This window comes from Alcaligenes pakistanensis, assembly GCF_014652815.1.
GTDB lineage: Bacteria > Pseudomonadota > Gammaproteobacteria > Burkholderiales > Burkholderiaceae_B > Alcaligenes > Alcaligenes pakistanensis.
Genome location: NZ_BMZN01000006.1, coordinates 1 through 24,367 on the forward strand (window position 1 = coordinate 1; position 24,367 = coordinate 24,367).

Below are 24,367 nucleotides of genomic sequence, written 5' to 3' on the forward strand. Positions count from 1 at the left end.
AATGATGTAGCCTGTTGGCTGCGCACTGTTAGTCACAATCGGTACACGCGGCGGCCTACTGAGCAACGCCCAGAAATCCTCGCCGGCTGAGCTAATCGGGATGCCCTCCGTCTGCCCATCCGAGTTTTGGATGAACATCACATGCGGCCCTGGCTCGCTCCAGTCCATCGGCTGCGATAGACGTACAGCCAAGCCATCGACAGCGGTCACATAACCGCCCTGCTCTCCGGATTTGGTCGTATCCGAGCACAGAATGCGCTGGCCAAGCACCAGCATGCTGGCTTCGCTCAGGCAATCGCGCTCCATGGTCGTGTGCTGGTACTGGATCTTGTTCCAGGCCCGCCATGCATGCAGTTCGCCTTGTTGGTGACTACGCACTCCTACAGATTCGATTTTCTGCGGCTTAACTGCGCTCTGGTCTGGAAGGTAGATAGTCACCACAGCATCATCATCCGGCGAGACGTATTCGTACTCCACTCCGTCATAGCCTTCTGCCGGGCCAAATGAGAACGTCCGGGACTCCGATCCGGGCAGGGTATTCCGATGGTTGAACAGAAGTGAGCTGTCGTCAGTCTCACGCTCAAAGAACAGCCGTAGCTGGCTTCCCTGTCGGTACGCTTGGCAAAAGATCGCATTAGCCACGGCCTGAAACGTCTCTTCAAACGACATTTCCGACTTATCGAACGTGTAGCAAAACTCGGCCGCATCCGGAATGCCGAAGTAATCGACAATCTCAGCGGCTGTGGCATAGATCCCCTCCACGTCAATCTCGGCCATGCTTCTATTGCCGATTCTCGGGTCCAGGGCAATTGCGCAGAGAATATCGGCGGCATTGCGTGTTGAGTGCAGCGTAGACGTGAATCCGTCACCCTCACGCAGCGGAATCTGCCGCGTTACCAACAGGTTCAGCTTGCGCTCTTTAACGGCCAGCGCCCCATCGGTGGCAAATGTAGACGCCAGAACGGTAGTCACATCCCCAAAATGAGGCTGATTCACTGGCGAGGCCGCGTAGAGATCCCGCCACTTCACTTCGTCAACGATCTGACCATCAAAGCTCGTATCCGAGTCGCTTGTCCGGATCATGCGGAACTGCCACTTGAGCGACTCCATGCCAAGATCAACATTAAGCGTAGCTGCCCGAGTAGAGCGGGATGTAGCCGAACCTTGAACAACGCCGTCAAACACCCTGGCGCTGGCAGTTGGATTGCCCGCCGCATCAAGCGGCACTGCCTCCAGCCGCACAGCCACATCCCGGCGATACTGCTGCTGGCCGTTGTCCGCATACAAACCATTGAGGGCAACAATATTGCAGATCGCCCGGCTAATCGGCGTTGCTGACTCTACCGTCATCCAGCCCACCCAGCGCTCTTTCTGCGCCTGCACGGTGACAATCAACTCGGGAGAAACCCCGCCGTACTCATTCTCCAGTACGTTCCAATCAGGGTTTACAGCCGCTGGATCTGAGAGAGTTAATTCGTTGTTTGTCAGGGTATTGATTGTGTATGTGCCGGACAAGTCATAAAGCACATCGCCTGAGGGCCTGGTCAATGTCGGGTTCCCTGCGGGGTACGTATGGACCGTCCCTAGTGGTCCGGGCCAGGCTGAATAGTTCTGGGAAATATCTAGCCCAATTATCGTGGACTCCTCCCCCGGATTTCCGATTACGCTTACGCCTAAGATCCCGTACGTTCCATTGATGTTGCACGAGGCGTCAAACAAATAACCTCCATCTCCCCCCGTGATGCCTACCCAATGAAATCCACCATTTGTGATGGTAACTACTTGGCCAACCTCCCAATCCCCTGACTGATCGCCTTGCAGGCTAAGCAACCCAGAGGAACTATCGGAATTTGATATGCCAGCAGAGCCCGGAGGTGCAATATATTGGTAAACACCTGCCGTTGCCTTAGCGCCCGTAACCTCAATACCATCCCCGGCCAGAAACAGCTCAGTGAAATCCACGTCCGCATTAGCGCTGCGGATGATGTTCGGTGACTCAAACACCATGGGCGAAAACACCAGCCGAGACGAGTTTGGCGGCTGTAACACCTGGCCGTTCACGCTATTAGAGCGCTTAACGGCCAGCACAGGTGTATTGATTGCATTCCCGAGACGAAGCTGCGGCGCTCCACTGTTAGGCGAAGTGTTTGGCCCGTAAACCTCCACCGACATGCCGGCGATCTCATCAACTGGCGTCGTATCGTCGCGCACATCGTGGATCTCAAACAGGCCTCGACCAACACACATATACGCGATTTCTTTCTCAACGTGGTTCTCGAAAACCGAGTACGGCACGGCAAGCAGATCGGGCGTGCTACGTACCGTCCCGTAGATATCCGGAATGCGGCCGTTAACCCGCTCTCGGTTCGCCCGAGCTGACAGGCCATTGTTGGGCGACTCTGCTGCGATATTGCGCTGGGCTGTATTTGGGATCTTCGGCTTGAACAGCAGCATGCTGGCCACAGACACAACGGCCGCGATAGCCAGTGGAATCCAGACTTCTGGGCCTTGTGGCTCCAGCACCAGATAGAACGGCCCTGGCATATCGTGCAGCGCGTCCTCAGCTTCTTTGCTGGTCGGCGTCACATCTGTGTACTCAGAGACATGCTCGTGATACAGCCGCGCACCTTCCGGCGCATGATCGCCAAACTCTGCACGTAGCAAAGCAATCAGATCGTCAGTCTCATGGCGCGTGATGCTCTCAGGCTCCAGCACGTTGCGAACGATATTTACGACAATCATTGATAGAACCTCATCCCGTGGTAGACCCCGGCATAGCATTCGAACGGCATAAACTCAGCACCGCGTTCGCATAGGTGCAGCAAACGCCGGCGCATGCAAACACCAATGTGCACATCCCCGCTGGCCGACTCCATCAGCACAACGGAGGGCGCTACCGTGGGCCCGGCCACCTTTTTGAACTGCCGCATTACTGACTTCACACCCAGAACATTGGTTTCCCGGATGCTATGCAGACGGCTGTCGCCCGTTAGGTGCTGCCAGGCCGAAGCGGCAAAGTGCAGGCAGTTATTGGTTTTTCGGTCATAGACCTGGTCCAGCAGCGCATCGATACTCACAGAAAGCCTCGCAACATCGAGAACCGATCCACCGTGTACGCCTCACCGGTACGAGTCAAGTTCAGATACGGGGCAACCGCTTCAAACGACGATCCGTCACGCGTGCGCGAGATCTCGTCCGCCTGCAGCACAATCGGCCCGATCATTGGTTCACTGAGTTTGTCAGAACGCCAGGCCCGGTAAATGACGGTGGGCTTGATATGGCTCGTCCCGGCATCAATCACCCGCTGCAACTCCTCCGGGATAATCTCGCCCAGATCGCCCAAATCCACCCGCATCCCAAAATCCAAGTCCCCGCGCGTGTCCTTGGGCTGCATGCGCATCGGCAGATACTCATACTCCTGCACCACCCCGCCCCCATGGCCCAGCACTTGGCGCTTCATCCAGGGGTTTGGGTTGCGGACCAAAAAAAAAGACCTGGAGAAAGACGGATGGCTTATCTCCAGGCCTTCAATGCGCGATACCGATCTTCGCGCCTTAAAGAAGAAATCATTCTCTGACATAGACCAGATCCTCGTTAACTACTTTGTCCAGAATATCGATGGCCTCGCAGGCATCATCACCAAAGACCGCCTCCATCAAGGCCCTAGCCGCCCACTCGTCATTGCATGGAGAGACGAAGTTGGGCAGGACCTCAAGCTGGGCCTCCACGGTGAACACTCCGGCGCTTCGCGTCGGGCGGGAAAATGATCCGGGTATAAATGTGGCCCTGTACTCCTGAGACTCTGAGCCTTCCAGCCGAAGCGAGATCAGAAACGGATCACCTCCGGACCGCTCCCAGTTACGCACATACCCCATAAACATGTCGTAATCAGACGGGCGCAGGTTCCACGACGCACTGACGGTGTGAACATTTCCAGTCGTATCAAGCCGCATAAGGCTAGGCCCGCCCGGCACCGAAGTGGATATAACCCCGGACCCAAACTTAGCGGCCAAGCTCGCCTGCAAAGGCGAAAACGGAAACCGTAGCAGGCATTCATCATTCATCGTCTTGGCCTCACGTCTGTGTATTGCCCCATGCTTTTCCGGAACTGGCTATTACTGTTCTTGGCTTCCTGCGCCATCAAAGGCGGCACTTTCTCGCCAATCCGCTTGTCAATCTCTACGATGATGTCGCCGTTGCTCATTCGCTGTTCGACCTGAGCGCCACCGTAGTTATTGATGTAGACATTGCCGCCCCCGTTGCCACCTGTCGCATCCTTATTGCTCACCACCTGACCACGGCTATTGGCCATCATGAACTGCTGACCGTTGGCCGCATTGAACACCTCTGGAGCGCCGTTCTCGTTGATGCGGTACATCTTGCCTGGCTGCGTGGGACCGCCGTATTGGCGACCGCCAAATGATGCGCTGGAAATTGCACTAAGAACGCCAGCCCCAGCAGACGCAACCGCCGCATAATTTGCAAACTTCTGCATGGGTGTAAGTGCTGTTTGATCTGCCATTACCTGCATCAAAGCCATGTTTAGCTTAAGTCCTGCATCGGCGATGGCAAAAGCCTTGGAAACAGCAAACAAGGCTTTGAAGGCGCTAGACTGTTCGCCTTGCGAGTTTTTGATCAGCGATGCCAATTGACCAAAAGCATTACCAGCTGTTGACAACATCACGCTTTGACGGGCCTCGTCAATTTGATTCAGTCGCGCTGCATGCTCGATCTGCATCGCCTCAAACTCTGCATGGTATTGGGCGATAGTAAGCTTTTCCGCCTCCATTGCCTCACGAAGGCGAATCAGCTTAGCTTCATATCGCTCCTGCTCACGCTTATCCTCAGCGTCGTACCGAGCCACCTGATCATCAAAAGCGCCGCCCGATAAAGGCTCATCGTTGCCACGGATATAAGCTTGAGGGTCACTACCGACTTTGGTTTTGAGTTTCTGGGCTTCGTTGACCTTATGCAACGCTATCGCGAGCCTCTCAGCGCTCTCCAGTTGCTCTGGGGTGGCGTACTGATTCATCGACAAACGAGCTTGAACAACGGCTAGTTGCTCCCCTTCCAAATGAGCAAGGGCAATTTGCTCGGCCATGCGCTGTAAGGTCTTCCCGTTTTCCTCAGCGCCGCGCTTGGCGTCATCTTGAACCTTGTTGTATGCCTTCGCCCCAACCTTTGCGCCTTCTTGGGCTTTTCTGGCTGCATCAATGGCTTTCGCCTCATCGCGCAGCGCCTGGACGCGCTCTGGCGACAAGTCGTTAACTGTTTTTAGATATCGCTCTGTCTGCTTGACAGCGCTGTTCCCATCCTCAATGGCGGCCTTCTGATCTTTTAGCTTTTTCAGGAAGTCGTCGCTCACGGAGTCGTTATAAGCATTATTCAAGGACCGTTGAGCATTGGCCGCACCCAAAATAGCCGATGCCAAGTTCGCGTATGCTTGTGCGGCCTGCTGTAGCTTAGACTGCGTTTCTGCTAGAACTCCCTTTTGTCTGGTTAGCTCCCTGCTGACAACCTCCAGCTCCTCGGCGGACACAGCGCCGCGCGACATTGCTTCACCTAAATCCTTGTAGTCGCGCTCAAGCCCTCGAACTTCTGCTGCCGCTGTGTCGGCTTCCTTGGACAGTTTCTCAATGGCTTCCAACGCATCGAGTTTTCTTAACTCTAACTGCTCCTTCTTTAGCCCCTCAACGGATGCTGTTAGTGCATCGACATCTACCTCGGCGGACTTAGCGCTACTGCCCATGGTCAAGAAACCAATCGCTGTAGCAGCCACAAGTGCCACAATACCCGCTGGGCCACCAAGAACAGATAGCAGCCCCATGCCTGTCGCCCGCTGCGCAAGTTGCGCAGCGGTTAGCGCCCTCGTGGCTGCAGTCGCTGCGACCTGCGCTGCCGCAAGCTGCGTTGTCGTAACCGTAAGGCCGAGTTTTGCTCGCGCATCAGCAAGCGCCGCAGTTGCCGATGCCACACGCGCCTGCGCTTCGGAAACAGCGGCAGCGGCCGCATTCCGAGACGCCACTGCCGCAAGCCCTGATTTAATGGCAGCAAGACCGAGCGCAGAAATATACTTGGCCAGAGCGCCTGAACCAATGATAGTCAGCGCAGTTACGACAATATTTATGTTGTCGCCGAGCAGCCCAATAGCCGCTGCCAAGGTCTGTGTAGCCCCCGTGGAATTGTTTGCTTCGCCGATATATACAGACAAGTTGGTGCGAAGATTGGTGAAAGCATCGCGCACCGTTGTTGCCATTCCATCAGCGGCAGCCTTATTGCTGTTCAGGGACTTAAGCAGCCCTTTATTTAGGTCTGCTGCGGCTAAATCGCCTGAAAATCCTAGCGCCCTAATCTCTTCGGCTGATTTTCCAGTGGCATCAGCAATATCGTTAACAATAGTGGGCACTGCGGCAAGAATAGACTCCCATCCGTTGACCTCAACCTTCCCCTTGTTAACAGCCTTAGTAAACGCTGACATGGCGCTTTGTGCTTTTTGAACGTCAGTTGCGTTCTTAACAAAGAGATAGGAAAGCGAATCAGTAATATCCAGCACCTCGCTAGTGCTGTGACCCAATGACCGGAGCGAGTCAGCGGTTTGGATGTAGACCTCTTGAGCCTCCGAAAGCGTTCGGTATGTGCCGTTCGCAGTTAACAATAGCCTTTTCTGAACCATGTCATACTCTTCGGCGCTGTCCGTAGCCATCCGTATGCGTTCGGCCATCTCGTTGTAACTCTCGGCCATCTGGATGAGGCCGCCTGCGCCTTGTACAGCGATCAAACCGCCAAGCATCTTGACCAGACCGCCGATCTTTCTTTCCGTCCCCGCCCCCTCGTTTCCAAGGTTTCTCACGGCTGAGGCGGTCTTTGTAAGCTGCATATCCGCTTTTTTTGCTGAAGCATCTGTTTTGTTAAAACCAGACTCAAGCATTTCGAGGCGTTTATTAGCGTTTTCCAAATCGCTAATAAGCTTGGCCGTTTCTGCCTCGACCGTGTAGTAGATTGCCCCGACGCTCTCAGACATTTCTTTCGCCCATAAAAAAACCCGCCGAAGCGGGTTGAATTAATTATTCTCGTAGGCACTTCACGATTTTCTGTGCCTCTGCCTGTATTGCCTCTACTGCCTTGTCGGGATGGGCTCCATCCCATGCCCCAACTTTGAAATAGCCCCTATTTTCGACAACCCCAGTATCCAATTGCGCCTGTTCAATTGGCGAGAATACCAATTTGACGGAGCCATTCTGCTTGGTGGCTACCAATTGGAATTTTACAGACCGAACTACTATCATGCTGGCGTTGTACTGGGTGGTGCCTGTCGCAACTACTTTGTCGCCATCCTTGGATGAGTACGAAATAACCTCGCCACCACCGACTGTACGGGCTGACTCGGTTTGGTAGTACCGTCCCGAGTACGCCCCCACATGCCCGGTTGCCGAGCCTTTCACAAAGACACTTTCATATTTAAGGTTGCTGGCAATACAAAACGGTAAATCGGCCTTTTCATTAATATCAGATGAGACGGTATAAGACTCAAGAATGTTCGCTCCATCACTTGTTTTAGAAATCTCTAGCCCATCTATGCCAACAAGCTTGGTCGATACCTGCGCCGTATTTGCACAAGCAGTTAAAGCTAATAACGAACAAATCGCAGCAACAAAACGCATCCCAGCCTCCGTATCAAAATAATACGGAAACTATACATCAGCTAGGCTTCGTTTTCCTTTGCAGCCAGCACCCTATCGTGCCAAGCCAAGGCCTCTTCCATTTCAGCCTTGCTAGGAGCTTTTGCCCCTGGTGAATCACTCTGCGATGGCGGGAACTTGGCACGCAGCGCCCCTACTAGACCGGTCATGGTCATCTGCCAGGCGTCCCGTTCAGAAACCCCAAGATGCGCCATCGCCATGGCTACATGAGCACGAGCATCGAACTCCTGCACGTACTCCGGCTCCTGCTCGGCTGGCCGGGGCAGTTCAGGCAACGAGCCCGTAATGCCGTGCTTGAGCAGGCAACGGGCAAGCAATACGACGGCCTCTGTCTCGACCTGCCCTGGCTCGTAGGTCAGCTTGTCACTCTCAGCCGCCACACAACCAAACAGCCCGGACAAATCCTCATTCGAGCAGGCCAGCACCACCGCCAGCGCATCCACCAGACTTGGAGCTTCACCCATCACTGCGGCGAACAACTCCACAATCTCCCGTGGCTCACCGAGTTGCGACATCGCGTAGAGCGACGGGCGCAGGATATGCACCCGCTCGCCTACGTGGACGCCGACCTCACCGACATCGGTCAGGATCATCATGCGGTCACCGTAACGGCGCACTCTCCCTTCTTAGCCGAGTCTGCCGTGCTGGTCGCTGTGATAGTGGCGGTACCGGCTGCCACGGCAGTGACCATCCCGGTCTGAGAGACGGTTGCTGTGTCAGTATCCGAAGAAGACCAAATCACGCCTTGGGCCGCGCCGGTAGGTGTGATTGCAGCAGTCAGCTGTCGGGTTGCGCCTTCGGCAATGCTGGCTGTAGCTGGTGTAACCACCACTGTGTCCACAGCAGGCGCGTCAGGATCTGGCGTATCTTCTGCGATCAAGCCAAAGTCACTGGCGGTCGCACTAGCTTCAAACGAGTAAGTAGCCACATCGTCATAAGGCGCAGAGCGCGACATGTTCGTCACGATGGCAAAGAAGGTGAACGTCAGATCGGGGTATGTCAGGCGAATCCAGGCCACAGGCTCGCCGCCAGTCGCTTCTGGTTTGATGACGTGTTTAGTCAGCGCGATCAAGGCGGCAGCGCCAGTGCCAGACACTTTCAGCACGCCGTCACCGGATACGCTCAAGGTCTGAAACGTGGCCAGGTTCTCACGCAGTGCGCCAATGGAGTCATCGGCTGTCGCATCAGTGGTTTCCCATTCGATAGTCAGCTCTTTGGCACGCATGGCGCCCAGGCGCTTCCAGTCTGCCGCTGCGGGCATTTCATCGCCACAACCGATGGCGTATTCCAAAATGGCCGTCCGGCCAGCGAATTTCTGATTCTTGCAGGTAGCCATCAGGCCCTCCTAAATAATGATCTCAAAATCAACCTGAGCCCATGCCCGGTTTTCTGTGGTGAACCCCGGGCCGACTGGCTCGGTAATTGCTCGGATACTGGCGGCACCACATGGCACGGCATCGCCCATTGCGGCCTGTAGCAGTGCCTCGATGTCTGTCATGACCTTCTGCGCGTCGCTGCGCTCATTTCGCTTTCCCAGCAACACCACGCGAAAACGTGGATAGCGGGTTTCAACGACAGGCCCAGCTCCGCCTGTTTGCTGGACGATGCAGTAGCGGCTGGCGGCATCCTCGGGTCTGGATGATTCCACCCAGGAGAACATCGCCAAGTAATCTGCCGGCAGAGCCGCCACCACCCAGTTACGAACGTCGATCAAAAGCACGGTATGCGTTCCTTAAAATGCGCGGCACATCTGCGGCGATCTGGTCGAAGCCAGCCGTCAAGAAGTGGGGCTCGCCATTCGGGTCCCAGTACTGACCCTGGCTTTTCCCTTCTCGGTCGGGCCGGTCTTGGCCTTTAAGCACACCAGGCGCAGAGTGGACAGCAGCGGCATACTCGGCGCTGTAGCCGTTTCGGCCTGTCACCTTGTCGCCGTCAGCTTTGATTTCCACGAAATGACTGTTGATCAACGTGCTGGTATCAACCGGCGTCATCGTTGCGGCAGCTGCGCCCCCTTGGGACAGGACCGCATACACGGCAGCCTCTGTCCTTCGCCCCTGGATCTCGGCCTGGAGCTTGCGCATGTTGTTCTTCACCTGCTTGATTCCCCGGACTGCCATCACGTCACCAGTAGAAAGTCAGGCTCTTCGTCGAAGAAGGACATATCCCAGCCGGTCACGGCCCGGATTTCCTGCCATTCAGTCGAGCCATTGAGTTGAATCAGATCCAAGTAGCGAGGTCGGTGATCCTCGGTGTAGATCTGATTGCGCGTGACGAACTCCGCGCCCAGCGAGTCCCGCATTTGCTCCGACTTGGCCGCCCAGGTGCAGGCGATCTCGTATAGCTCACCGTATTTGCTGCCGCCCCATTCATCGGCTCCGATATACGGCTTCACGGTGGCGGTGTTGGTGTAACTCCAATTGGATGTTTCGCTCATCAGCGACCCCCGGAATAGCAATTTCCTTTGGCAATCCACAGGCCGCCATGGGCCTGGACTGTAGGATCAGGCGGAATTAACCCAGTAGCGCAGCCATGTTTATCTAGGCCGCGCAGTAGACCAAGCATCGCGCGCCACCGGTCGGCAAAGCCTTGATATCGGAAGGAACGGGAAGCGCCGCTCGGGGCAGTTTGGCTACTGATGTACTTATCACCCTGGCCGTAAGCCATGAGAGCCAACAGATAGGACTGGATCAGCAGCGCTACTGCTGGCGTGTAATGCTCGTCCAGGCATCCTTGGATGCTGTTTACCAACTCAATCCAAGCAGCCAAGATGAAATCAGGGACTTTACTGATCCCTTGGCTGGCCAGATATTGCTGGGCTTGCTCAGCGGTGATCATGTAGCCTCCAAAAAAAAACCCAGCGCTTGGCCGGGGTCAGTGAAGTTGAAGGGATGGCTGAATCTCGGACTCCAGGCGTTTGAGCCTTTCCTCCAATGGCGGCTTATCCAGCTTCCATTGATTCAAGCCGCGCCCATGGATGCTGGCTGCGGCGCGTCGATCGCTGATGTGTCGCAGCGTTTCCAGGTAATCTGCGTACCGGCTTTGCCCCTGCTCAAGGTGCTCGTCAATAACATCCAGCACCCAGCGGCGAAACCTTTTGGCGCGCTCGGTGCGAGCCAGCATGCCCAAAAGATGGGCACCGCGCAGGCTGAACACGCGAACCCGCTGAATACCTCCGGGTGTCTGCATGTTGATCATGCCGGTCATCTTGTCCGTGAACTCGTCAGCGTGCCGCCGATAGAGCTTTCGCACCCGAGACTCAAAGGGGGTGTCACTTTGGGCCCCCCCTTGACCGTATAGGGCCTGCGCCACTTCCGCCAAAGTCAGGCAGGGCTGGCCGCCATGCTCGATCACATCGAACACTTGGCCATCAAACTCAAGCGTCTTCATCATTTCAATCTCCGAAAAGAAAAGGGCCGCCCGCAATGGGCAGCCCCGGACTTTTCAAAGCTCTTCCACCCTTTCGGGCTCGGTATCTACCGATTTAAGGTTGCTTGGAAGCGTATACCCGAATGAGCGGGCGTAAAAAACCGCCTGGATGGCGGTTACTTGGCTTTCGTCTGCTTACTGCCTGCATCTGGCGTTGCTGGGGTCAGCTCCTCTGCCTTTTGCTGTGCGTCCTGCTTGATACGCTCAGCTTCGGCGGTTGCTTCACTGATGATGCGATCTGCCTCGGCCTGAGCCTCCTGCTTGGCTTCTTCCACACGTTGCGCCAACTCGGATTGGGCACGTTCACGCATCGCATCAATTTCCGCCTGGGCCTGCTTCAGTAGATCGCCGGCCTCATTGGAGGCTGGAGCCACTTGAGTCAACGGGATGACGTTAGCCTTGAGAGATGGGTGCACCTTCTCCATCTCTACTACCTGACCAACGGCTACCCCGTGCCAAGCACGAACGACTTGATATTTCGCCATTCCCATCTCCTTAGCCTAGGTCAGCGCCGTACAGCACGCCGGACTTGCCGTCGCCGTCACGCTTGATCTGCAAGCCCATGGCCGACATGATCTGGAAGTTATGGTTGTCCTGTGGGCGCAGACGCAGCAGCGGCACGGTGCCAACTGCCATGCCGACCAGAGGAGAAACCACATCTTGACGGCGCTGGTAAGCGATGAACTCGTTGTCCTTCAGAGCAAACGTCTGGCGGATCGACCGAGCGGGGATGAAGCTCTTGACTGCATCCAGCACAGAGCCAGCAACAGTACCGCCACCAGTACCCAGTTGAATCAGGTACGGCTGAGACAGATTGGCCCAGATCTCGGGCGACACCCACAGCACATCGTAGGCCTCGACCTTGTTGTTGCGAGCCGCTTGAGCGAATGCGCCCTTGGTGAAGAACTCAATGATCTGCTGAGGCGTGGCCGTCGTCAGGTCGATATTCGCGCCACCGGCACCGCTGCCCAGGTTCAACTTGACGGTGTTGCGGTGGTTCTTCAGGCCCTGACCGGGCTTGCCGTCAACGCGGATTCGCTCGGAGCCGCTCAGCACATAGCTGACAATGCTCTTGTAGAACTTACGCAATTTGGCGGCTTGGGAATCCAGCACCAGGTCGATACCAACAGTACGCAAGCCGGCATCGTGACGCCAGTTCACGCCGTAACCTGCCGTGAAGATTGGCACCGGGTCGCCATCGTTGTCGTATTCGGTGTGATCGAACGAATACGGCGCTTGACCGTCAATGCTGATCGACACGTCATCCGCAATATCGCCAGCGATGTTGTACGACTTCACCGTCTTGCCAATATCCAGCACCGTTTGCACGGCCAGCAGGTCATTGACAATTTCCATGCCGGTTTCTTGGTCACGGTAGGAGACGATCTGATTGTCCACTTCCTGCCAGAACTCACGGCCCAGGCCTGCAAGCGCGTTAGCCTGCAACATTTCCGGCGTCATTACGGCGCGGTTTGCTGCCAGCAAAGCCGCGTCTTGGTTGTTCCAGATATTGCGATTGGCCTGCAGCGCCTGGAGGTGCCCCATCAATCGGGGATGAGCGGCAATAGCCGATTGGGTAAAAAACATGTGTTTCTCCTGTTAGGGCTCAGTGGTAGCAGCGGCTACGGTGCCGACACGCATGCGCACGCGGATGAAGTCAGCGGCGGTCAGAGTGGCCTCGTCTTGGCTGTAGCCAATTACGGTGTCGGTATCGTCGGTAGCCAAAGCACCCTGCCCGTTCGCGCCGATCTTGATGGGCGAGTCCTTCTTGTAGGCACCGGCAGGACACAGGACGGCCAGCTCACGGCCTTCTTCGACGTAATCGCCGACGGCGGAATCACCAGCTGGGACCGCATCGCGGATGCTCAGACCTTGGTGATAGGCGCAGTTGACGACGTAAACGCGACCGACCGCAGCAGCGGCCTGGGCGAACTTGTCATTGGCGTCAATGACGGCGAACGTGCCAGGCAGCAGCGCAGCGGCGGCCACACGGGTTTCAGTGATGGACTTGCCATCGATATTCACACGGCGGTATCGGCTCATGTCTTACTCCTTGGGCAGCGCAGTGACATCAGCGGTCAGTGCGTTGCTGTTGGTTTCGATATGACCGGCACCCAGCGGCGCAGCAGTCCCCAGGGACTTGTGCATGGCGTCCAGGCCCTCACCGGACAGCGCGTTGGCCACAATGTCACCGTGCACGGCAGCCACGGCCTTGCGCTTATCGGCTTCTTCGGCCTTGGCGTTTGCGGTCAGCGTGTCGGACAGAGCTTGGTGATTGGCCTGCAGTGCCGTCACGGCATCGGAAACCGGCTTGATGGCGTCGGCCACGGCTTGACCAATGTTGGCAGTTACGGCTTTACTGATATCGCTGGTCAGCTCGGCCTTTTCTTCGGGAGTCAGAGGCATTTCGCCCTCCTTGTTGTTGACTGCAGGCCGGGCCTGCGGGGTAAAAATCTTCTGTGCGCCTTTCTTGATGCTGTTGGCGACTACTGCCACCCAGGACTCTTGGCGCACGACAGCCGAGCCGGTGTCGTCAAAGACGATCTTCCCGGCCTCGGTCTTGTATCCATAAACCTCAGCAGCTCCGCCGTTTCGCACGATGATGGCTTGGCTATCCGTGAAGTCAGCCACCCAGGCATATTCATCAGAGCCTTGGGCGAAGCGCTCTTTGGCAGCTCGATCCAGACGCTGCTCACGCTCCCGGAAGGACTCGCCCACCAACGCGCCTGAGTTGGCTTGCAGGGGCTTGGCCTGGTCTGCATTGACCATCAGTCCCACGCCCTGCTCCGGCGTAGCCGCCCCCACTTCATCCATGAGGATGGCGTCGTGGTCCATTCTCTTGATCTTGGCGACCCAGTCCGCGCCGGCGGTTTTCTGTTCTTCATTCGCTTCCAAGCGGTCCAGAAACACCGCCACACTGGTATGAATCGGCGGCACATCGTCACCACGCTCCAGGGCTTCCACGCGCTCAAGCAAGGCTCGGCCTTCCTCGGTACGCTGTGCAACCTCTACATCCACCCACTTTTCAAGGTAGACACGGTTGCCGGATTTCTTCACGTTGCGGTTGAACGCGCCCACATGGCCGACATTGATGCCCTCGGGGCTAAAAGCCGACACGAACTGACCGTCCACTTGCGGATGGCCCAGCGGCGCCAGTGTTCCTTCCAGTCCCTGATAGTGGGCATCGATCTCACCGGCCGGATACAAGCCGCCATTCATGACCACGTTGGCAGGCAGCGTGTAGCTGGGCAGAACCCAATGCTCACGCCCGTTGTGAGTGATCTTGCGGATCTGCTGGCTGTTGACCTGCGTGGTCACATTGACCTGCATCGGCCCGCTATTCTGTGTCTGACCAGGCATAGCCTCGTTTCTCCATATTGGTTTTTGCTTGCTTCGCACGCTGAATGATCGAAGGCACAACCGGCTTCCCCTCGTCATCGACCATCACGCTCACTGTCGTGCACTTGCAATTGACTGCGTTCCCGTTCTGGCTCCACCAGTCCTGCACTTGGTCCCGCGTGAATAGCTTTCCGTGCCGGGCTGCATGCGTAGCCCGCGTTGTAGGGCTCAGCGCAGACAGATGAAGCTCTTTGGTTTGCAAGCCATAGTCCTGCTCGGCATCGCTGGCCTCGTCCCACTTGGCGCGGCGTAAGGCTGTAGTAATTTCAGTGCGTGCAACCCGATGAGCCCGCCGCGTCTCGATACCAGCTTGGGCGGTCAGGTTCTTTGCTACCTCTCGGGGATTCAGGCCGCGCCCTATCCCCTCAGTGAGCACCCGGGTCATATTCGACTTCACATCGCCGACAACTCCCTTCATTTCTTCCGCTACCCGAGCACTGAGCAATGCCATACGACGACGGTGCGGATCACTGCGCAGAATCTCCTGCAATGAGATGCGCCCGCCCCTGTACGCTGCGGACTGCTGAGACAGGCTGGCGAACACCTGGGCCGTACCACGTGTAGCGGCTACCTCCACGTACCGGTCAAAGAGCCAGATATTCTCGTCGCCCCCTTCTAGCAGGATCTCGGCAACGATTGCATCCAGCCTTGCCAGTAAGGTGCGCAACAAATACGTATCCAGCCGGAACTGATAGCGCCGGTTAACCACTGGCTCAGCCGGTATTTCATCCAGCGCAGAGCGGTAAGCTTTGGCTACCTTCTTGATGCGCACATTGAAGTCACGCATTGCACGCCGCTCCAGCGTATCTACGCCAGTCGGATCACGCAGATCACGGGGCAGGATCGCGGGTTTCGGTTTCGTCGCCATCCTCATCCTCGTCGTCACCTTCCTCTAACGGCTCGCTGTCTTTAGGGTCAAAGCCCCCGGCAACCCGTATCTCGTCGTTGCCGAACACCTCTTCACCCGTCGCCAAAGCGGTCTGGTTAATGGTGCTCATTTTGGCGGCGTTATCCAGTCGCTCGGCAAAGGTCTGCTCTGTGAGGTCATCCCACATCACTGTCTTTTCGCCCGTGGCATCCAGCACGCCGATGCGTACCAAGTGGTCAACCAAATCCTCGATCTCAAAAGACAGATCCATGCGCCGAGACTGGCAACGTGCATAGAAGAACTTCAAATCCTCGGTGCTGGCCCGCTCCCCCTGCTGATTGCCCACCAGTACGCGGCTGGGAATATCCAGGCCTGCGGAAATGGTCTGCAGGTTGATGTTGTAGGTGGGTCCTGGGTCTGGAACCGCTGAGACCAAAGGCGTGACTGCCGCCCCCTGTGTGGTCAGGAGTACGTCATTGCCTCGGTTAACCTCTTTTGCAGCTTCGTTAAATCGCTCTTGTAATTGATCGACGGACACGCCGTACATCGAGGCGAGACTATCGAAGTTGATCTCTTTGTCGAAATTGATGTTGAGCTGGCGGGCGGCATTCTTCAGAAACGACTCACCCGAGCCGCCCTCCACTTTTTCCAACGACACGAAGTTGTTATAGACAGGCTCAAGAAAACCGATGGCGTCACCAGCGTAATCGCCCAGAATAAACACGCGGTCGGGGTGAATCTTGATGTTCCGTCCCGGCTGCCCGTTTGTGCTCTGCTCTACATAGCTCCAGAACTTGGGCTTTCCGTAATTCTCTGACGACAGATCGGTATTCCACTCAGACACTCGGAGTGTTGCAGCCCACACCGGCACCACATCGACCAGAGCCTTAGAGCCGCCCTTGACTGGCTCATGCCACTTACCGCTGTCGTTGACCCGCAAGACTAGGCCGGAGTATCTGCCAACCAAGCGCCGGGCATCAGCTTCACGGAATCGACGCCACAGACGAGCTGTGAGAACCTGCGTAACCTTCTTCTCCCAAGCCGTTTCTTTACGGGACTCGTCCTCTTTGTCGCCCTCGATCACCCAGGGATCGGTTTTCCAGCAAGACCCAGCCAGCTTTTCTACTGCGCCGCTGGCCAAGCCATTGCGGCGATACAATTTGTAGAAGTCATGGAAGTCCAGATTCTGTTTAAAGCCGTACTCGCACCAGGCAGCAGCCCGCTTATCGTCCAGCCCCATGCCTAAGGGATTGAGCAGATTCATGCGGGCGCGTGCCAACGCGGCGTCATGCATGGCATGATTCACCGCCAGTTGTAGATTGCTTGCCGTCATGTCGTAGTCCGCTTAAGTATCCCGTTCATGCCTTCACTGAAATAGCCCAGGCGCTCCGGATGGCCGACCAACTCGACGCTGGACAGATCAGGATCGCGCCACAAGCGCTTTTCATGCACAGGCGACCGATCAGCCGCCAATTGCCGCGCACAGGACATGCAGCGCGCACGGATAACCAGCGAAACGCTGCCGTCTCGCGCTGAAACATTGAAAATTGCCATTTATCTGCCTTGAAGTAGGCGCTTTGGAATCATCAGGCCCATGGCTGCATTGCGCTGCTTGATCAGCGGCCCAAGCGCATACCGGGTTGCATCGATGTAATGATTGTTCTTGTCCACGATATCGGCCAGAACATCGCCCGTCAGTCGGTCCACCTTGTAGCTGTACGTCCTGGCTTCGTGCAGAAACTTGGTGCAGCGCGGATGGATGATGATTTCTTTGTAGCTGCGTAGGTGCGCAATGCCGTCCTCGACACTGCCCTTCCATTTCTCCACGCCCTCAATGCGAGGGATGGCCGGGCGTATCCCGCCACCGGTGCTCTTGACATGGCTGATCGTCTCAGGCCGCGCCGAATCCGCCCGAACAGTGTGCTGCTCGATGCCCGGTAAGCGATCGATCATGAACTTGGCAATGTCGTCGTTTTCCAGGCCGACCTTGCCAGCCTCGTACTCGACATACAGGCGCTGATCTTGGATAGCCAAGCGGACACCTGCTGTCGGGTCTTGAGAAAAGCCCCAGTCGATACCGAAATAAGGCCCGTCGAACTCAGGAAGGTCGAACTCTGCTACCCGGTACTTGCCGGACAGAATCTGCGCCTCACTGTTCTCACGGTATGCGCCGTCCCAAATCCAGGCATATGTCTGATCATCCAGGCGCTCCCGGTCAGATAGACGCTCTTCCTCCAGTACTGCGGGGAACCACGGGTTGTCCGTGTAGTTCAACTCAACAATCTTGGATCCGGGCGGAGGCGTCTTGCGATATCGCTTGTCTGTGGGGCTTCCGTCCTTTTCCGGGTTCCATGTCACCCAGATTTCTGATCCAGCTTCGCGCACAGTCGGTGCCAGCTTCTGCCAAGCCACCTCACTGACGTTCTCGGCCTCATCAATCCAGGCAATCAGAATGCGGGCCTTGGACTTGATGCTATCCAAGTTGTGACGCAGACCACAGAACACATACGACACACGCCGGTTCTTGGTACGGATGAACTTTTCACCAATATCAAAGTAAGCATCAAGCCATGGTGTCGACCGGATCGCCTGCTTGATTTCCTCCATCGAGGACTCTTCCAGGCTGTTCATGTACTCACGGCCGCTCAGAATCACCCCCGACACACCAGCCTCAGCGAACATATAAGCCCGCACCGCTGTCATCAGCGCAAAGCTGCGTGTCTTGGCTGAGCCTCGCCCGCCGTGCGCACCCCTGTATCGCGCCTGTCCACTGAACACCGGAATCAGCTTGGGTGGTAGCTCAATCCTTGCTTTCGACATTGGGGGCCACCAGCTCGATGGTCGTTGGCGTCATAGGAATGGGGCCTCCGCCTGGGCCGCTCAGCTCCCGCTTGTTAGTGAACATGCCGCCCATTTCCTTGGCGGCCTGCTCCATCAAGGAAGCAGCCAGGACGATGTTCTTACGGCGCATCGCCTCGTTCGCCATGCGGTGAAGCTGGCGCAGGCGGAAGGCCTGGTCAGCAATCGGGATCTCCGCCACCTCCTTACGGAACCGCTTTCGCGTGTCGTGAAACAGGTCGCTCCACTTCTTCGATAACTGGCGGCCAGATACCTTCGTTGGGTCGTATTGCCCCACCTGGTTACGTGGAACATCGATACCAAATTCTTCCTTGACCGCCTCTGCAACTTGAGTAGGCGTGTCGTAGCACGCAAGCGCTTGCACAATGAAGCGCTGCGCGGCCTCACTGAGCTTTGCCATAATGTGAAATCCGTCTAGCTTGTGTCTATGTTAGGCAGCGACCTTTAAACAGGTGCCGCATGCATGTGCGATGTTGGCTCTTGCCACTGATGGGCCCGCCTTGGCGGCGTCAATCAGCCGCTGCACGTCTAGAGATGCGCCGTAACGCTGGACCACCCCAATAAACTCTTCTACGTCGTGACCGACCATGCAAAGCTTGGGGAATCCTTCTTTATCGAATTTGGGTGATCAAAATTCATCCATCTGCTGGCCAATGTGCATCAGTTCATGCTCTACCAGTGCGCAGAACTCGACGTCGCTGCACTGAGAGCAGTAATCGGCTGCCAGGGTGATGATGAACTGCGGCACATAGCCGAACCACTCACGCATCTGTTGTTCTTGGCGGGCTTTCTGCCATCCTCCAGCGCGGAACATTACTTGTTCACATTGGCCCAGAACTGTACGGCCTTGCTTTGTGAAAGCTGTGGACGCCCACAGGAAGCACAGATCAGCGTCAATCAGGTGAGAGTGGTCGGGGTTATTGATTGGGCCATCGTCTACCAAAATGTTTCGCTGCACCCATTCGCCGATCTCTGGCGCAGGCCGAAGCGTAAGAAATAGCTCCGCGTCCTCACCAGCTAAATCAGCAGGCGGGCTTGGTCTCGCTGGCAGGGCCATTTCTTTCATCCATAAAACCGTCTGGGAAGCGACTTAGGCTTTGAACTTGCCAGCAATCTCTATTCTAAATAGCGGCTCATAAGTTGGGGCAACTAGTGCATTCAGCCAAAATCCACAAACAGAACATTGAAACACTAAGCGAACAATGTTATAAAACAAGAACAATGTTCATGTTAGCTATTTAAATTCAAATGGAGCCATTTACTATGATTAGCTCGCCCACGCCCGAAGCTGTACGTAACGCACGCCTCGGTGCCGGTCTAACACAATCGGAGGCTGCTGGCCTTGTATACGCCTCGCCACGAGCCTGGGCAAATTGGGAGTCCGGGGCTCGTAAAATGGACCAAGCGCTATTTCATCTTTTCATCCAGCGCCTTACTTCGCCAAGCCAAGCCGCATTGCAAGCTTTAGGCATTTTGGAGGGCAACCCGGCGCAGTCATACAGCCAATTGGTCGTTGTAATACAGTTGGTGGATGGTCGACCACAGCCAATTGACACTGTTGCCAAAGAAAACTTCCTGGCTTACGAAATAGAAAACGATGACGCCTATGCCGTAATAAGCTCTTTAGCGATCGACCGCAGGACCGCCAAACCTTATGTCCATCGGGTCAAGCTAGTGCGCGCGCAAAACGCACATGTGGAAAAAGCAGTAAAGACTTGGGCGCAAGATCGAGACAGTCAGTCTTAATAGCATGGAAACTATAAACCCGCCCATAAGATGGGCGGGTCTGTTCAAAACCTATAGGCACAGTTGTGCTGCCTGTATTGTTGCGGTTTCTGTTGCGGTCGGCAAGAACTTGATGTTGCGGTTTTCCACCAATATTCAGCATCGCCGCCATTCACTGTCTGCGCGCGGGAACTACAAATCTGCCCATTGGTTTCAAGCGCGTAAAGCACACGCTGAATTCCGACGCGTATAGACGCCCGCTGCTTAGGGGTTGAGTTCGGAGCCACATATCCAACGATATGCCGAACCTTAAAACGTCGGCCAGGATGCGCACCCATGAGATTGATAACTTCATTGGCGTACTTCACCGCACCTTCCTCCACACCAATTCCTTGAACAACCCCAGGTACAGCTTGTACTCGGACTCTCGTACACACACACCGGTCACGGCCTTAATCCATCGCTGGGCCTTTTCACGGCGTTGGCGAGCCGGCAGTCCCCGAAAGAAGCCATGGCGCTGCGGATACTCAGCAATGATGATCATCTGTTCATGATGCGGCAGCGTCTTATGCAGGCGGTCGACCTGCTCGGCCTGCTCTGGCAAGATGACCGGTTTGAGCGCTTCCTCGTCGTCGCAATGCGGCACCACGTCCAGCATGTTCCCCACGCGCTCGCCCGAGGCGCACCAGCGCGCCCAGTTCCAGAGGATCGAATCAGCGTCGTAGCGTTGCATCCCTCTTCTCCCCGAATAGCTCTCTCAATCCTTCCCGCGCTCGTTCCCGCTTTACCTCGGGCTGCCGCCCCTGGTGCTCTTTCCTCTTCCGGCGCACGAAATCAACGTGCTTCGATGGGTCTTGGTACATCCAACTTGGGTATGACATATCAAACCTCCCGCACGGAAATGCCGTGAACCTGGAGCAACAATTTCCGCTTGATAACGTAAGTATCAGTGCGAACGCCTTTTGCATCTTCAATCACGAGCTGGCCAGTGGCGGTGTCCGTATACCGGAAGTCGGCCACGTACTCACAGGCACGTTCAGCTTTCCCATCTGCACGGCGCTGCTTGGGGATCAGCTCGAAACGCGGCTGCAGACCCAGGTCGGTGATCTGCCCTGCCCGCTCCAGCAGTTTCAGTTCGCTGTATCGGGTTGCTTCCCGCACGCTATCGAACTGGTGGCCGTCCAACGTAACCTTGCGGTTTCCGTACTTGCGCTTCATGCCTGCAGCCTCCGCGGTGAGCTGGGGGCCAATGCCTCCTGCATTTCTCTGTCGCTGAGCTGCTGGAATCCGATGCGCTGAGTATCGGAGCCGCTCTGCAGCACCAGCTTGGCGCGCACAGCATCACCGATCAGCACTGGTGGCTCTACCGGCTGGCCGGTCTGGCTGTTCTGCGCTTCTGCAATGCCGGGCAGCCAACGGGGATACTCCAGGCTGGGGCGTGTCGCATAGCCGCGGTAGCGGTTCTCGAACTCACGAGCCACGAACGGCCACTCGTCCTCTTTTTTCGTCCCCAGCGCGATCCAGCCGCCCATATCCTGCAGAACCAGCAGAATGATCGGGTCGTCAAATGTCACGCTGCGGTATGTGCCGACGGTGCGCACGACTTTATCCACTTTGGCCCAGGCCACCAAGGCGCTGTCCTGAGTCGAGCCACGCAACAACTTCACGATGTCTGAAGGCTTCGGCACATACTGGCCGTTGTCCGGGTTCACACAATGCCGGTTTATGGCTTCGTTCACGGCTTGGTAATCGAAGGGTTTCATGGCTTCCCACCAGACGTTCAACGCAAAGCGTGATGTGTCCCTGTGATAGAAGGCATAGACGTCGGCCATAAGGCCAAAGAACTGCTGTTTTTCAGTGTCATGCATCTCAGGACTCCAAAGCGGCTAGACGGGCAACTTCTCGGTTTCGGGCTTCCAGTGCCTCCTGGCGATTCAATCCTCCGGACTGCGCTGAGGGGCCTTGCACGGAGTTGCTTTCCTTGACGCCAAAAAGCCCAGTCCAACCACGCTCAATGCTCTGCTCAATGGCGGCTATGGGGTCCTGCCCAGCGGCATGTAGCTTGCCGAGTGTTCGCAGGGAAAGCCGCTTGGCTGCCTCCGTCCAAGCCTTACCGGATTTTTCTTTTCGGAATTCATCCCACATCGACCACGCATCAGAATCCAACCAATCGGGCAAAGCCAAGGCGTCAGCCTTTGATGGTTTATGACGGTTACTTGATGGTTCTATGGTGGTTATATGCGGGTGCAACCCGTTGCACCCTTTCATGTCGTCGTTTGCACCCTTTGTGTCGTCAGATGCGCCCTTTATGTCGTGGATTGCACCCTTTTCAAGTGAATTAATGGGCGCAAAATCTGCACCGTTTTTTTCATCAGAAATGGGTGCAGTTTCTGCGCCGTTTTTTTGGTCCGGTAAATCGGCACCTTTAATCCAGTCAAGGCTGATTCGATACTCGCGTGACTGGCCCCGGCCCCCATTGCCGCTATTGACCAGAATCAGCCAGCCAGACTCTTCCATCCTGCGCAGCTGATACTGCACCGTGCGGCGCGATTGGCGCGTTTTGGTCATCAAGTGATCAATGGACGGGAAAACCTTGGTCCCGTCGTCATCAGCGTGATCAGCCAGCGCCAGGGCGAGAATCATCTCACCACCGCCTACCGGGTACCGCTTGAACACAGCGGTCATTACTTCGACACTCATACAGCCTCCCGCTGTGTCATTCCGAACAACTCCAGTTCGGTAGTGCCATACATGCGCTCAAATGCCCTACGGCCCAAGCCGTGGTATCCGGTAGCGCCTCGATGGTGCTCAGGGCATAAAGGAATAGTCATCAGGTGGCTATTACGCTGCCCTGCCCCCATGCCGTGGCGAATGTGATGGATTTCTGCTGGTGTGTTGTCGTAGCCCAGGAATCGGCACAGGATGCAACCTGCCTCAGATTGAGCGTTCATGTGCTGACGCTCGGATTTTGTCGCAGCACGCTTGTTGCTGCGCTTCTTCCAGGCGCTTCGCGCCATCGGCTTTGTCGGGGCTTTGAATGTGCTGTTGAACGCTCTCATCGCGCCATCCTTTCGCGGGGATTCGCGTGAAAGATGACGCCCATAGAGGCTCCATGCGCCTGCACTTGCTCAAGGTAGCGGGAGAACCCCGTGACGGTTAGTTTCGTCGTACTACCAACGCAAATCCGGTCGCCATTTGGAAGGTAATCCCACTTCCGATAACCCTCCTTCACCAACAGATTGATCTCTGGGTCGTCGTCCTCTGGCAGGTACATCACCTTGAACAGCTCGTGCCAAATCTCAGCGCTGTAAGTTCGGCCTTGGTGGTAGGCCTGCTGGGCAATGTCCGCCAGCGGCCCAACCCACATCAACGCGTTTTGATCTAGCTTGCGAGCCTTGGCTTCCTCCCGGCCAATGATTTCCAGTGGTTTACTATCATCCAATGGCATGCTGTTGATCATGGCGTGGGCTGCCTGGCGCTGCATCTCAGTGCGCAACAGGATTCGTCGTGTAGGGAACGTATCTCTGTTCATGGCTAGGCCCTGTACAGGTTCCGTTCAGCGCGATGCAGCATCGTGCGAGCATCGCGGAACAAGTCAGCAAGCGCGTCCTTTTCTGATTGGTCAATCCGACCATCAATCAACGATTCCGCTGTGGTGCCTGCGATCTTCCCAGCTAGTGCCGCTATTTGCATGACCTTCGATTGCAGTGCTGCAACTTCATCTGGCCAGCCACCGGCAGGCGCAGGCGGAATCACATCAACAGCCAAGCCCTGCTCGACCGCCATGGTTTGCATCCAGTCTCTTGAGTACTCAGACCCACCAGCCTTCTCATCCATCCATTCGGTCAACATCAGAGCCATTTCCACGCTGATGGAATCGTCATGTGAGCGCAGCTTTGCGCGTAGGCTCTCAGGATGAATAGATTTGCCGCGTCGCTCAGTCAAAAAACGAGCGGCGTCAGTGACGCTGCCTTGAGTGCGGCGAACGCTGTTATAGAGAACGTCTAGCCAATCTGTGTTTGAGTATTTGCAGGTCATTACCTTGAAACCCTCGTAATTTCAGCGTTTCGCTTGTTCTGAGCCCTGGCTACGATGCTTGGTGGAACTACGTATCAGGAACTACGAATGGAAACTAAGAATCAAACGCCGGACACTACCGGCATGGATGAAGAAATCGACTTTGAACGCCTGGAACTGCTGGGCCGTGCCACGGAGTTGGCCAGGCAAATGTTTGAATACCCAACAGAGGCTCATGTAGAGGGCGTGCTGGATCGATTGCTATGGAATGAATTTCACGGCTTAGGTGAGGCCGGGGCCTCTACCCTTCACTAAATATCTGTGGGGCCGATGGGTATCGGCTCTCGCTTTTCTGGATCACACATTGGCGCTC

Annotated in this window: 31 protein-coding genes and 1 pseudogene; 2 read left to right on the forward strand and 30 right to left on the reverse strand. The window is 56.1% G+C overall.

The window, feature by feature from the left end; all coding sequences use genetic code 11:
* The 23 genes and pseudogenes from IE156_RS17230 to IE156_RS17340 form a co-directional block, all read right to left on the reverse strand.
* Positions 1 to 2,742, reverse strand: a 2,742-nt coding sequence (locus tag IE156_RS17230) for a host specificity factor TipJ family phage tail protein (protein ID WP_189393895.1), incomplete at its 3' end; no start/stop codon positions are given.
* Positions 2,739 to 3,077, reverse strand: coding sequence for a hypothetical protein (locus IE156_RS17235; protein ID WP_094196306.1), 339 nt, complete (start codon positions 3,075 to 3,077; stop codon positions 2,739 to 2,741). The genes IE156_RS17235 and IE156_RS17230, both read right to left, overlap by 4 nt.
* Complete coding sequence (locus IE156_RS17240; protein WP_229841455.1) at positions 3,074 to 3,580, reverse strand: hypothetical protein; 507 nt, start codon at positions 3,578 to 3,580, stop codon at positions 3,074 to 3,076. Before IE156_RS17240 ends, IE156_RS17235 begins: the two co-directional genes overlap by 4 nt.
* The gene (locus IE156_RS17245) at positions 3,567 to 3,728 is read right to left on the reverse strand and encodes a hypothetical protein (protein WP_189393897.1); all 162 of its coding nucleotides are present in this window, start codon (positions 3,726 to 3,728) and stop codon (positions 3,567 to 3,569) included. The genes IE156_RS17240 and IE156_RS17245 overlap by 14 nt, the downstream gene beginning before the upstream one ends.
* Positions 3,729 to 4,060: 332 nt before the next feature.
* Complete coding sequence (locus tag IE156_RS17250; RefSeq protein ID WP_189393898.1) at positions 4,061 to 7,021, reverse strand: tape measure protein; 2,961 nt, start codon at positions 7,019 to 7,021, stop codon at positions 4,061 to 4,063.
* 43 nt (positions 7,022 to 7,064) lie between these two features.
* Positions 7,065 to 7,661 (reverse strand): hypothetical protein, encoded by a 597-nt coding sequence (locus tag IE156_RS17255; protein ID WP_189393899.1) that lies wholly within the window; start codon positions 7,659 to 7,661, stop codon positions 7,065 to 7,067.
* Positions 7,662 to 7,702: 41 nt separating this feature from the next.
* Positions 7,703 to 8,317, reverse strand: a complete 615-nt coding sequence (locus IE156_RS17260; RefSeq protein ID WP_189393900.1) for a DUF6246 family protein — start codon at positions 8,315 to 8,317, stop codon at positions 7,703 to 7,705.
* Complete coding sequence (locus tag IE156_RS17265) at positions 8,293 to 9,036, reverse strand: phage tail protein (protein ID WP_189393901.1); 744 nt, start codon at positions 9,034 to 9,036, stop codon at positions 8,293 to 8,295. Before IE156_RS17265 ends, IE156_RS17260 begins: the two co-directional genes overlap by 25 nt.
* A gap of 9 nt (positions 9,037 to 9,045) precedes the next feature.
* Positions 9,046 to 9,420: a phage tail termination protein gene (locus IE156_RS17270; protein WP_189393902.1), complete on the reverse strand. Its 375-nt coding sequence runs from the start codon at positions 9,418 to 9,420 to the stop codon at positions 9,046 to 9,048.
* Positions 9,398 to 9,781, reverse strand: coding sequence for a hypothetical protein (locus IE156_RS17275; protein ID WP_229841457.1), 384 nt, complete (start codon positions 9,779 to 9,781; stop codon positions 9,398 to 9,400). The genes IE156_RS17270 and IE156_RS17275 overlap by 23 nt, the downstream gene beginning before the upstream one ends.
* 35 nt (positions 9,782 to 9,816) lie before the next feature.
* Positions 9,817 to 10,134 (reverse strand): hypothetical protein, encoded by a 318-nt coding sequence (locus tag IE156_RS17280; RefSeq protein WP_189393903.1) that lies wholly within the window; start codon positions 10,132 to 10,134, stop codon positions 9,817 to 9,819.
* Entirely contained in the window at positions 10,134 to 10,535 is a 402-nt protein-coding gene (locus tag IE156_RS17285) for a DUF7370 family protein (protein WP_189393904.1), read from the reverse strand. The genes IE156_RS17280 and IE156_RS17285 overlap by 1 nt, the downstream gene beginning before the upstream one ends.
* Before the next feature lie 36 nt (positions 10,536 to 10,571).
* Complete coding sequence (locus tag IE156_RS17290) at positions 10,572 to 11,090, reverse strand: hypothetical protein (protein ID WP_189393905.1); 519 nt, start codon at positions 11,088 to 11,090, stop codon at positions 10,572 to 10,574.
* Positions 11,091 to 11,242: 152 nt separating this feature from the next.
* Positions 11,243 to 11,611, reverse strand: a complete 369-nt coding sequence (locus tag IE156_RS17295; RefSeq protein ID WP_189393906.1) for a F0F1 ATP synthase subunit B family protein — start codon at positions 11,609 to 11,611, stop codon at positions 11,243 to 11,245.
* A 10-nt stretch (positions 11,612 to 11,621) separates the two neighbouring features.
* A complete protein-coding gene (locus IE156_RS17300; protein WP_189393907.1) occupies positions 11,622 to 12,713 on the reverse strand; it encodes a major capsid protein in 1,092 nt (363 codons plus the stop codon).
* A gap of 12 nt (positions 12,714 to 12,725) precedes the next feature.
* Positions 12,726 to 13,169 carry a gp53 minor capsid family protein gene (locus IE156_RS17305; RefSeq protein WP_189393908.1) on the reverse strand — a complete coding sequence of 148 codons (444 nt, stop codon included), beginning with the start codon at positions 13,167 to 13,169 and terminating at the stop codon, positions 12,726 to 12,728.
* A gap of 3 nt (positions 13,170 to 13,172) precedes the next feature.
* Positions 13,173 to 14,486 (reverse strand): hypothetical protein, encoded by a 1,314-nt coding sequence (locus tag IE156_RS17310; RefSeq protein ID WP_229841459.1) that lies wholly within the window; start codon positions 14,484 to 14,486, stop codon positions 13,173 to 13,175.
* On the reverse strand, positions 14,464 to 15,393 hold the full coding sequence (locus IE156_RS17315) for a phage minor head protein (protein WP_189393909.1): 930 nt from the start codon (positions 15,391 to 15,393) through the stop codon (positions 14,464 to 14,466). The genes IE156_RS17310 and IE156_RS17315 overlap by 23 nt, the downstream gene beginning before the upstream one ends.
* Positions 15,356 to 16,726: an anti-CBASS protein Acb1 family protein gene (locus IE156_RS17320; RefSeq protein WP_189393910.1), complete on the reverse strand. Its 1,371-nt coding sequence runs from the start codon at positions 16,724 to 16,726 to the stop codon at positions 15,356 to 15,358. The genes IE156_RS17315 and IE156_RS17320 overlap by 38 nt, the downstream gene beginning before the upstream one ends.
* Positions 16,723 to 16,947 (reverse strand): hypothetical protein, encoded by a 225-nt coding sequence (locus IE156_RS17325; protein WP_189393911.1) that lies wholly within the window; start codon positions 16,945 to 16,947, stop codon positions 16,723 to 16,725. The genes IE156_RS17320 and IE156_RS17325 overlap by 4 nt, the downstream gene beginning before the upstream one ends.
* Positions 16,948 to 18,213: a PBSX family phage terminase large subunit gene (locus IE156_RS17330; protein WP_189393912.1), complete on the reverse strand. Its 1,266-nt coding sequence runs from the start codon at positions 18,211 to 18,213 to the stop codon at positions 16,948 to 16,950. It abuts the gene before it with no gap.
* Positions 18,194 to 18,652, reverse strand: coding sequence for a DUF2280 domain-containing protein (locus IE156_RS17335; RefSeq protein ID WP_189393913.1), 459 nt, complete (start codon positions 18,650 to 18,652; stop codon positions 18,194 to 18,196). Before IE156_RS17335 ends, IE156_RS17330 begins: the two co-directional genes overlap by 20 nt.
* Before the next feature lie 30 nt (positions 18,653 to 18,682).
* A pseudogene (locus tag IE156_RS17340) lies at positions 18,683 to 19,309 on the reverse strand (putative metallopeptidase).
* A 338-nt stretch (positions 19,310 to 19,647) separates the two neighbouring features.
* Here IE156_RS17340 and IE156_RS17345 point away from each other — a divergent pair.
* Positions 19,648 to 19,998, forward strand: coding sequence for a hypothetical protein (locus tag IE156_RS17345; protein ID WP_189393914.1), 351 nt, complete (start codon positions 19,648 to 19,650; stop codon positions 19,996 to 19,998).
* A gap of 343 nt (positions 19,999 to 20,341) precedes the next feature.
* Here IE156_RS17345 and IE156_RS17350 read toward each other — a convergent pair whose 3' ends face one another.
* The 7 genes from IE156_RS17350 to IE156_RS17380 form a co-directional block, all read right to left on the reverse strand.
* Positions 20,342 to 20,710, reverse strand: a complete 369-nt coding sequence (locus tag IE156_RS17350; protein ID WP_189393915.1) for a hypothetical protein — start codon at positions 20,708 to 20,710, stop codon at positions 20,342 to 20,344.
* A gap of 149 nt (positions 20,711 to 20,859) precedes the next feature.
* On the reverse strand, positions 20,860 to 21,195 hold the full coding sequence (locus IE156_RS17355) for a DUF1064 domain-containing protein (RefSeq protein WP_189393916.1): 336 nt from the start codon (positions 21,193 to 21,195) through the stop codon (positions 20,860 to 20,862).
* Complete coding sequence (locus IE156_RS17360) at positions 21,192 to 21,845, reverse strand: DUF6475 domain-containing protein (RefSeq protein ID WP_189393917.1); 654 nt, start codon at positions 21,843 to 21,845, stop codon at positions 21,192 to 21,194. The genes IE156_RS17355 and IE156_RS17360 overlap by 4 nt, the downstream gene beginning before the upstream one ends.
* Before the next feature lies 1 nt (position 21,846).
* Positions 21,847 to 22,620 (reverse strand): phage replication initiator YdaU family protein, encoded by a 774-nt coding sequence (locus tag IE156_RS17365; protein WP_189393918.1) that lies wholly within the window; start codon positions 22,618 to 22,620, stop codon positions 21,847 to 21,849.
* Between the two features lie 53 nt (positions 22,621 to 22,673).
* The gene (locus tag IE156_RS17370) at positions 22,674 to 23,036 is read right to left on the reverse strand and encodes a Ref family recombination enhancement nuclease (protein ID WP_189393919.1); all 363 of its coding nucleotides are present in this window, start codon (positions 23,034 to 23,036) and stop codon (positions 22,674 to 22,676) included.
* Positions 23,033 to 23,509 (reverse strand): recombination protein NinB, encoded by a 477-nt coding sequence (locus tag IE156_RS17375; protein WP_189393920.1) that lies wholly within the window; start codon positions 23,507 to 23,509, stop codon positions 23,033 to 23,035. Before IE156_RS17375 ends, IE156_RS17370 begins: the two co-directional genes overlap by 4 nt.
* Positions 23,510 to 23,511: 2 nt before the next feature.
* Positions 23,512 to 24,015, reverse strand: a complete 504-nt coding sequence (locus tag IE156_RS17380) for a phage regulatory CII family protein (protein ID WP_189393921.1) — start codon at positions 24,013 to 24,015, stop codon at positions 23,512 to 23,514.
* An 87-nt stretch (positions 24,016 to 24,102) separates the two neighbouring features.
* On the opposite strand from IE156_RS17380, the gene IE156_RS17385 reads away from it, so the two are divergent.
* Positions 24,103 to 24,309 (forward strand): hypothetical protein, encoded by a 207-nt coding sequence (locus IE156_RS17385; protein WP_189393922.1) that lies wholly within the window; start codon positions 24,103 to 24,105, stop codon positions 24,307 to 24,309.
* Positions 24,310 to 24,367: the final 58 nt, after the last annotated feature.

Coding starts and splice junctions, on each gene's coding strand:
- IE156_RS17305 (WP_189393908.1), bottom strand. CDS start 13,169: ATGAGCCGATACCGCCGTGTGAATATCGATGGCAAGTCCATCACTGAA.
- IE156_RS17315 (WP_189393909.1), bottom strand. CDS start 15,393: ATGGCGACGAAACCGAAACCCGCGATCCTGCCCCGTGATCTGCGTGAT.
- IE156_RS17285 (WP_189393904.1), bottom strand. CDS start 10,535: ATGATCACCGCTGAGCAAGCCCAGCAATATCTGGCCAGCCAAGGGATC.
- IE156_RS17365 (WP_189393918.1), bottom strand. CDS start 22,620: ATGATTCTCGCCCTGGCGCTGGCTGATCACGCTGATGACGACGGGACC.
- IE156_RS17290 (WP_189393905.1), bottom strand. CDS start 11,090: ATGATGAAGACGCTTGAGTTTGATGGCCAAGTGTTCGATGTGATCGAG.
- IE156_RS17375 (WP_189393920.1), bottom strand. CDS start 23,509: ATGAACAGAGATACGTTCCCTACACGACGAATCCTGTTGCGCACTGAG.
- IE156_RS17275 (WP_229841457.1), bottom strand. CDS start 9,781: ATGCGCAAGCTCCAGGCCGAGATCCAGGGGCGAAGGACAGAGGCTGCC.
- IE156_RS17240 (WP_229841455.1), bottom strand. CDS start 3,580: ATGTCAGAGAATGATTTCTTCTTTAAGGCGCGAAGATCGGTATCGCGC.
- IE156_RS17325 (WP_189393911.1), bottom strand. CDS start 16,947: ATGGCAATTTTCAATGTTTCAGCGCGAGACGGCAGCGTTTCGCTGGTT.
- IE156_RS17295 (WP_189393906.1), bottom strand. CDS start 11,611: ATGGCGAAATATCAAGTCGTTCGTGCTTGGCACGGGGTAGCCGTTGGT.
- IE156_RS17300 (WP_189393907.1), bottom strand. CDS start 12,713: ATGTTTTTTACCCAATCGGCTATTGCCGCTCATCCCCGATTGATGGGG.
- IE156_RS17335 (WP_189393913.1), bottom strand. CDS start 18,652: ATGGCAAAGCTCAGTGAGGCCGCGCAGCGCTTCATTGTGCAAGCGCTT.
- IE156_RS17330 (WP_189393912.1), bottom strand. CDS start 18,213: ATGTCGAAAGCAAGGATTGAGCTACCACCCAAGCTGATTCCGGTGTTC.
- IE156_RS17310 (WP_229841459.1), bottom strand. CDS start 14,486: ATGCCTGGTCAGACACAGAATAGCGGGCCGATGCAGGTCAATGTGACC.
- IE156_RS17385 (WP_189393922.1), top strand. CDS start 24,103: ATGGAAACTAAGAATCAAACGCCGGACACTACCGGCATGGATGAAGAA.
- IE156_RS17380 (WP_189393921.1), bottom strand. CDS start 24,015: ATGACCTGCAAATACTCAAACACAGATTGGCTAGACGTTCTCTATAAC.
- IE156_RS17370 (WP_189393919.1), bottom strand. CDS start 23,036: ATGAGAGCGTTCAACAGCACATTCAAAGCCCCGACAAAGCCGATGGCG.
- IE156_RS17265 (WP_189393901.1), bottom strand. CDS start 9,036: ATGGCTACCTGCAAGAATCAGAAATTCGCTGGCCGGACGGCCATTTTG.
- IE156_RS17255 (WP_189393899.1), bottom strand. CDS start 7,661: ATGCGTTTTGTTGCTGCGATTTGTTCGTTATTAGCTTTAACTGCTTGT.
- IE156_RS17355 (WP_189393916.1), bottom strand. CDS start 21,195: ATGAAGCGCAAGTACGGAAACCGCAAGGTTACGTTGGACGGCCACCAG.
- IE156_RS17350 (WP_189393915.1), bottom strand. CDS start 20,710: ATGCAACGCTACGACGCTGATTCGATCCTCTGGAACTGGGCGCGCTGG.
- IE156_RS17360 (WP_189393917.1), bottom strand. CDS start 21,845: ATGCATGACACTGAAAAACAGCAGTTCTTTGGCCTTATGGCCGACGTC.
- IE156_RS17345 (WP_189393914.1), top strand. CDS start 19,648: ATGGACCAAGCGCTATTTCATCTTTTCATCCAGCGCCTTACTTCGCCA.
- IE156_RS17280 (WP_189393903.1), bottom strand. CDS start 10,134: ATGAGCGAAACATCCAATTGGAGTTACACCAACACCGCCACCGTGAAG.
- IE156_RS17320 (WP_189393910.1), bottom strand. CDS start 16,726: ATGACGGCAAGCAATCTACAACTGGCGGTGAATCATGCCATGCATGAC.
- IE156_RS17250 (WP_189393898.1), bottom strand. CDS start 7,021: ATGTCTGAGAGCGTCGGGGCAATCTACTACACGGTCGAGGCAGAAACG.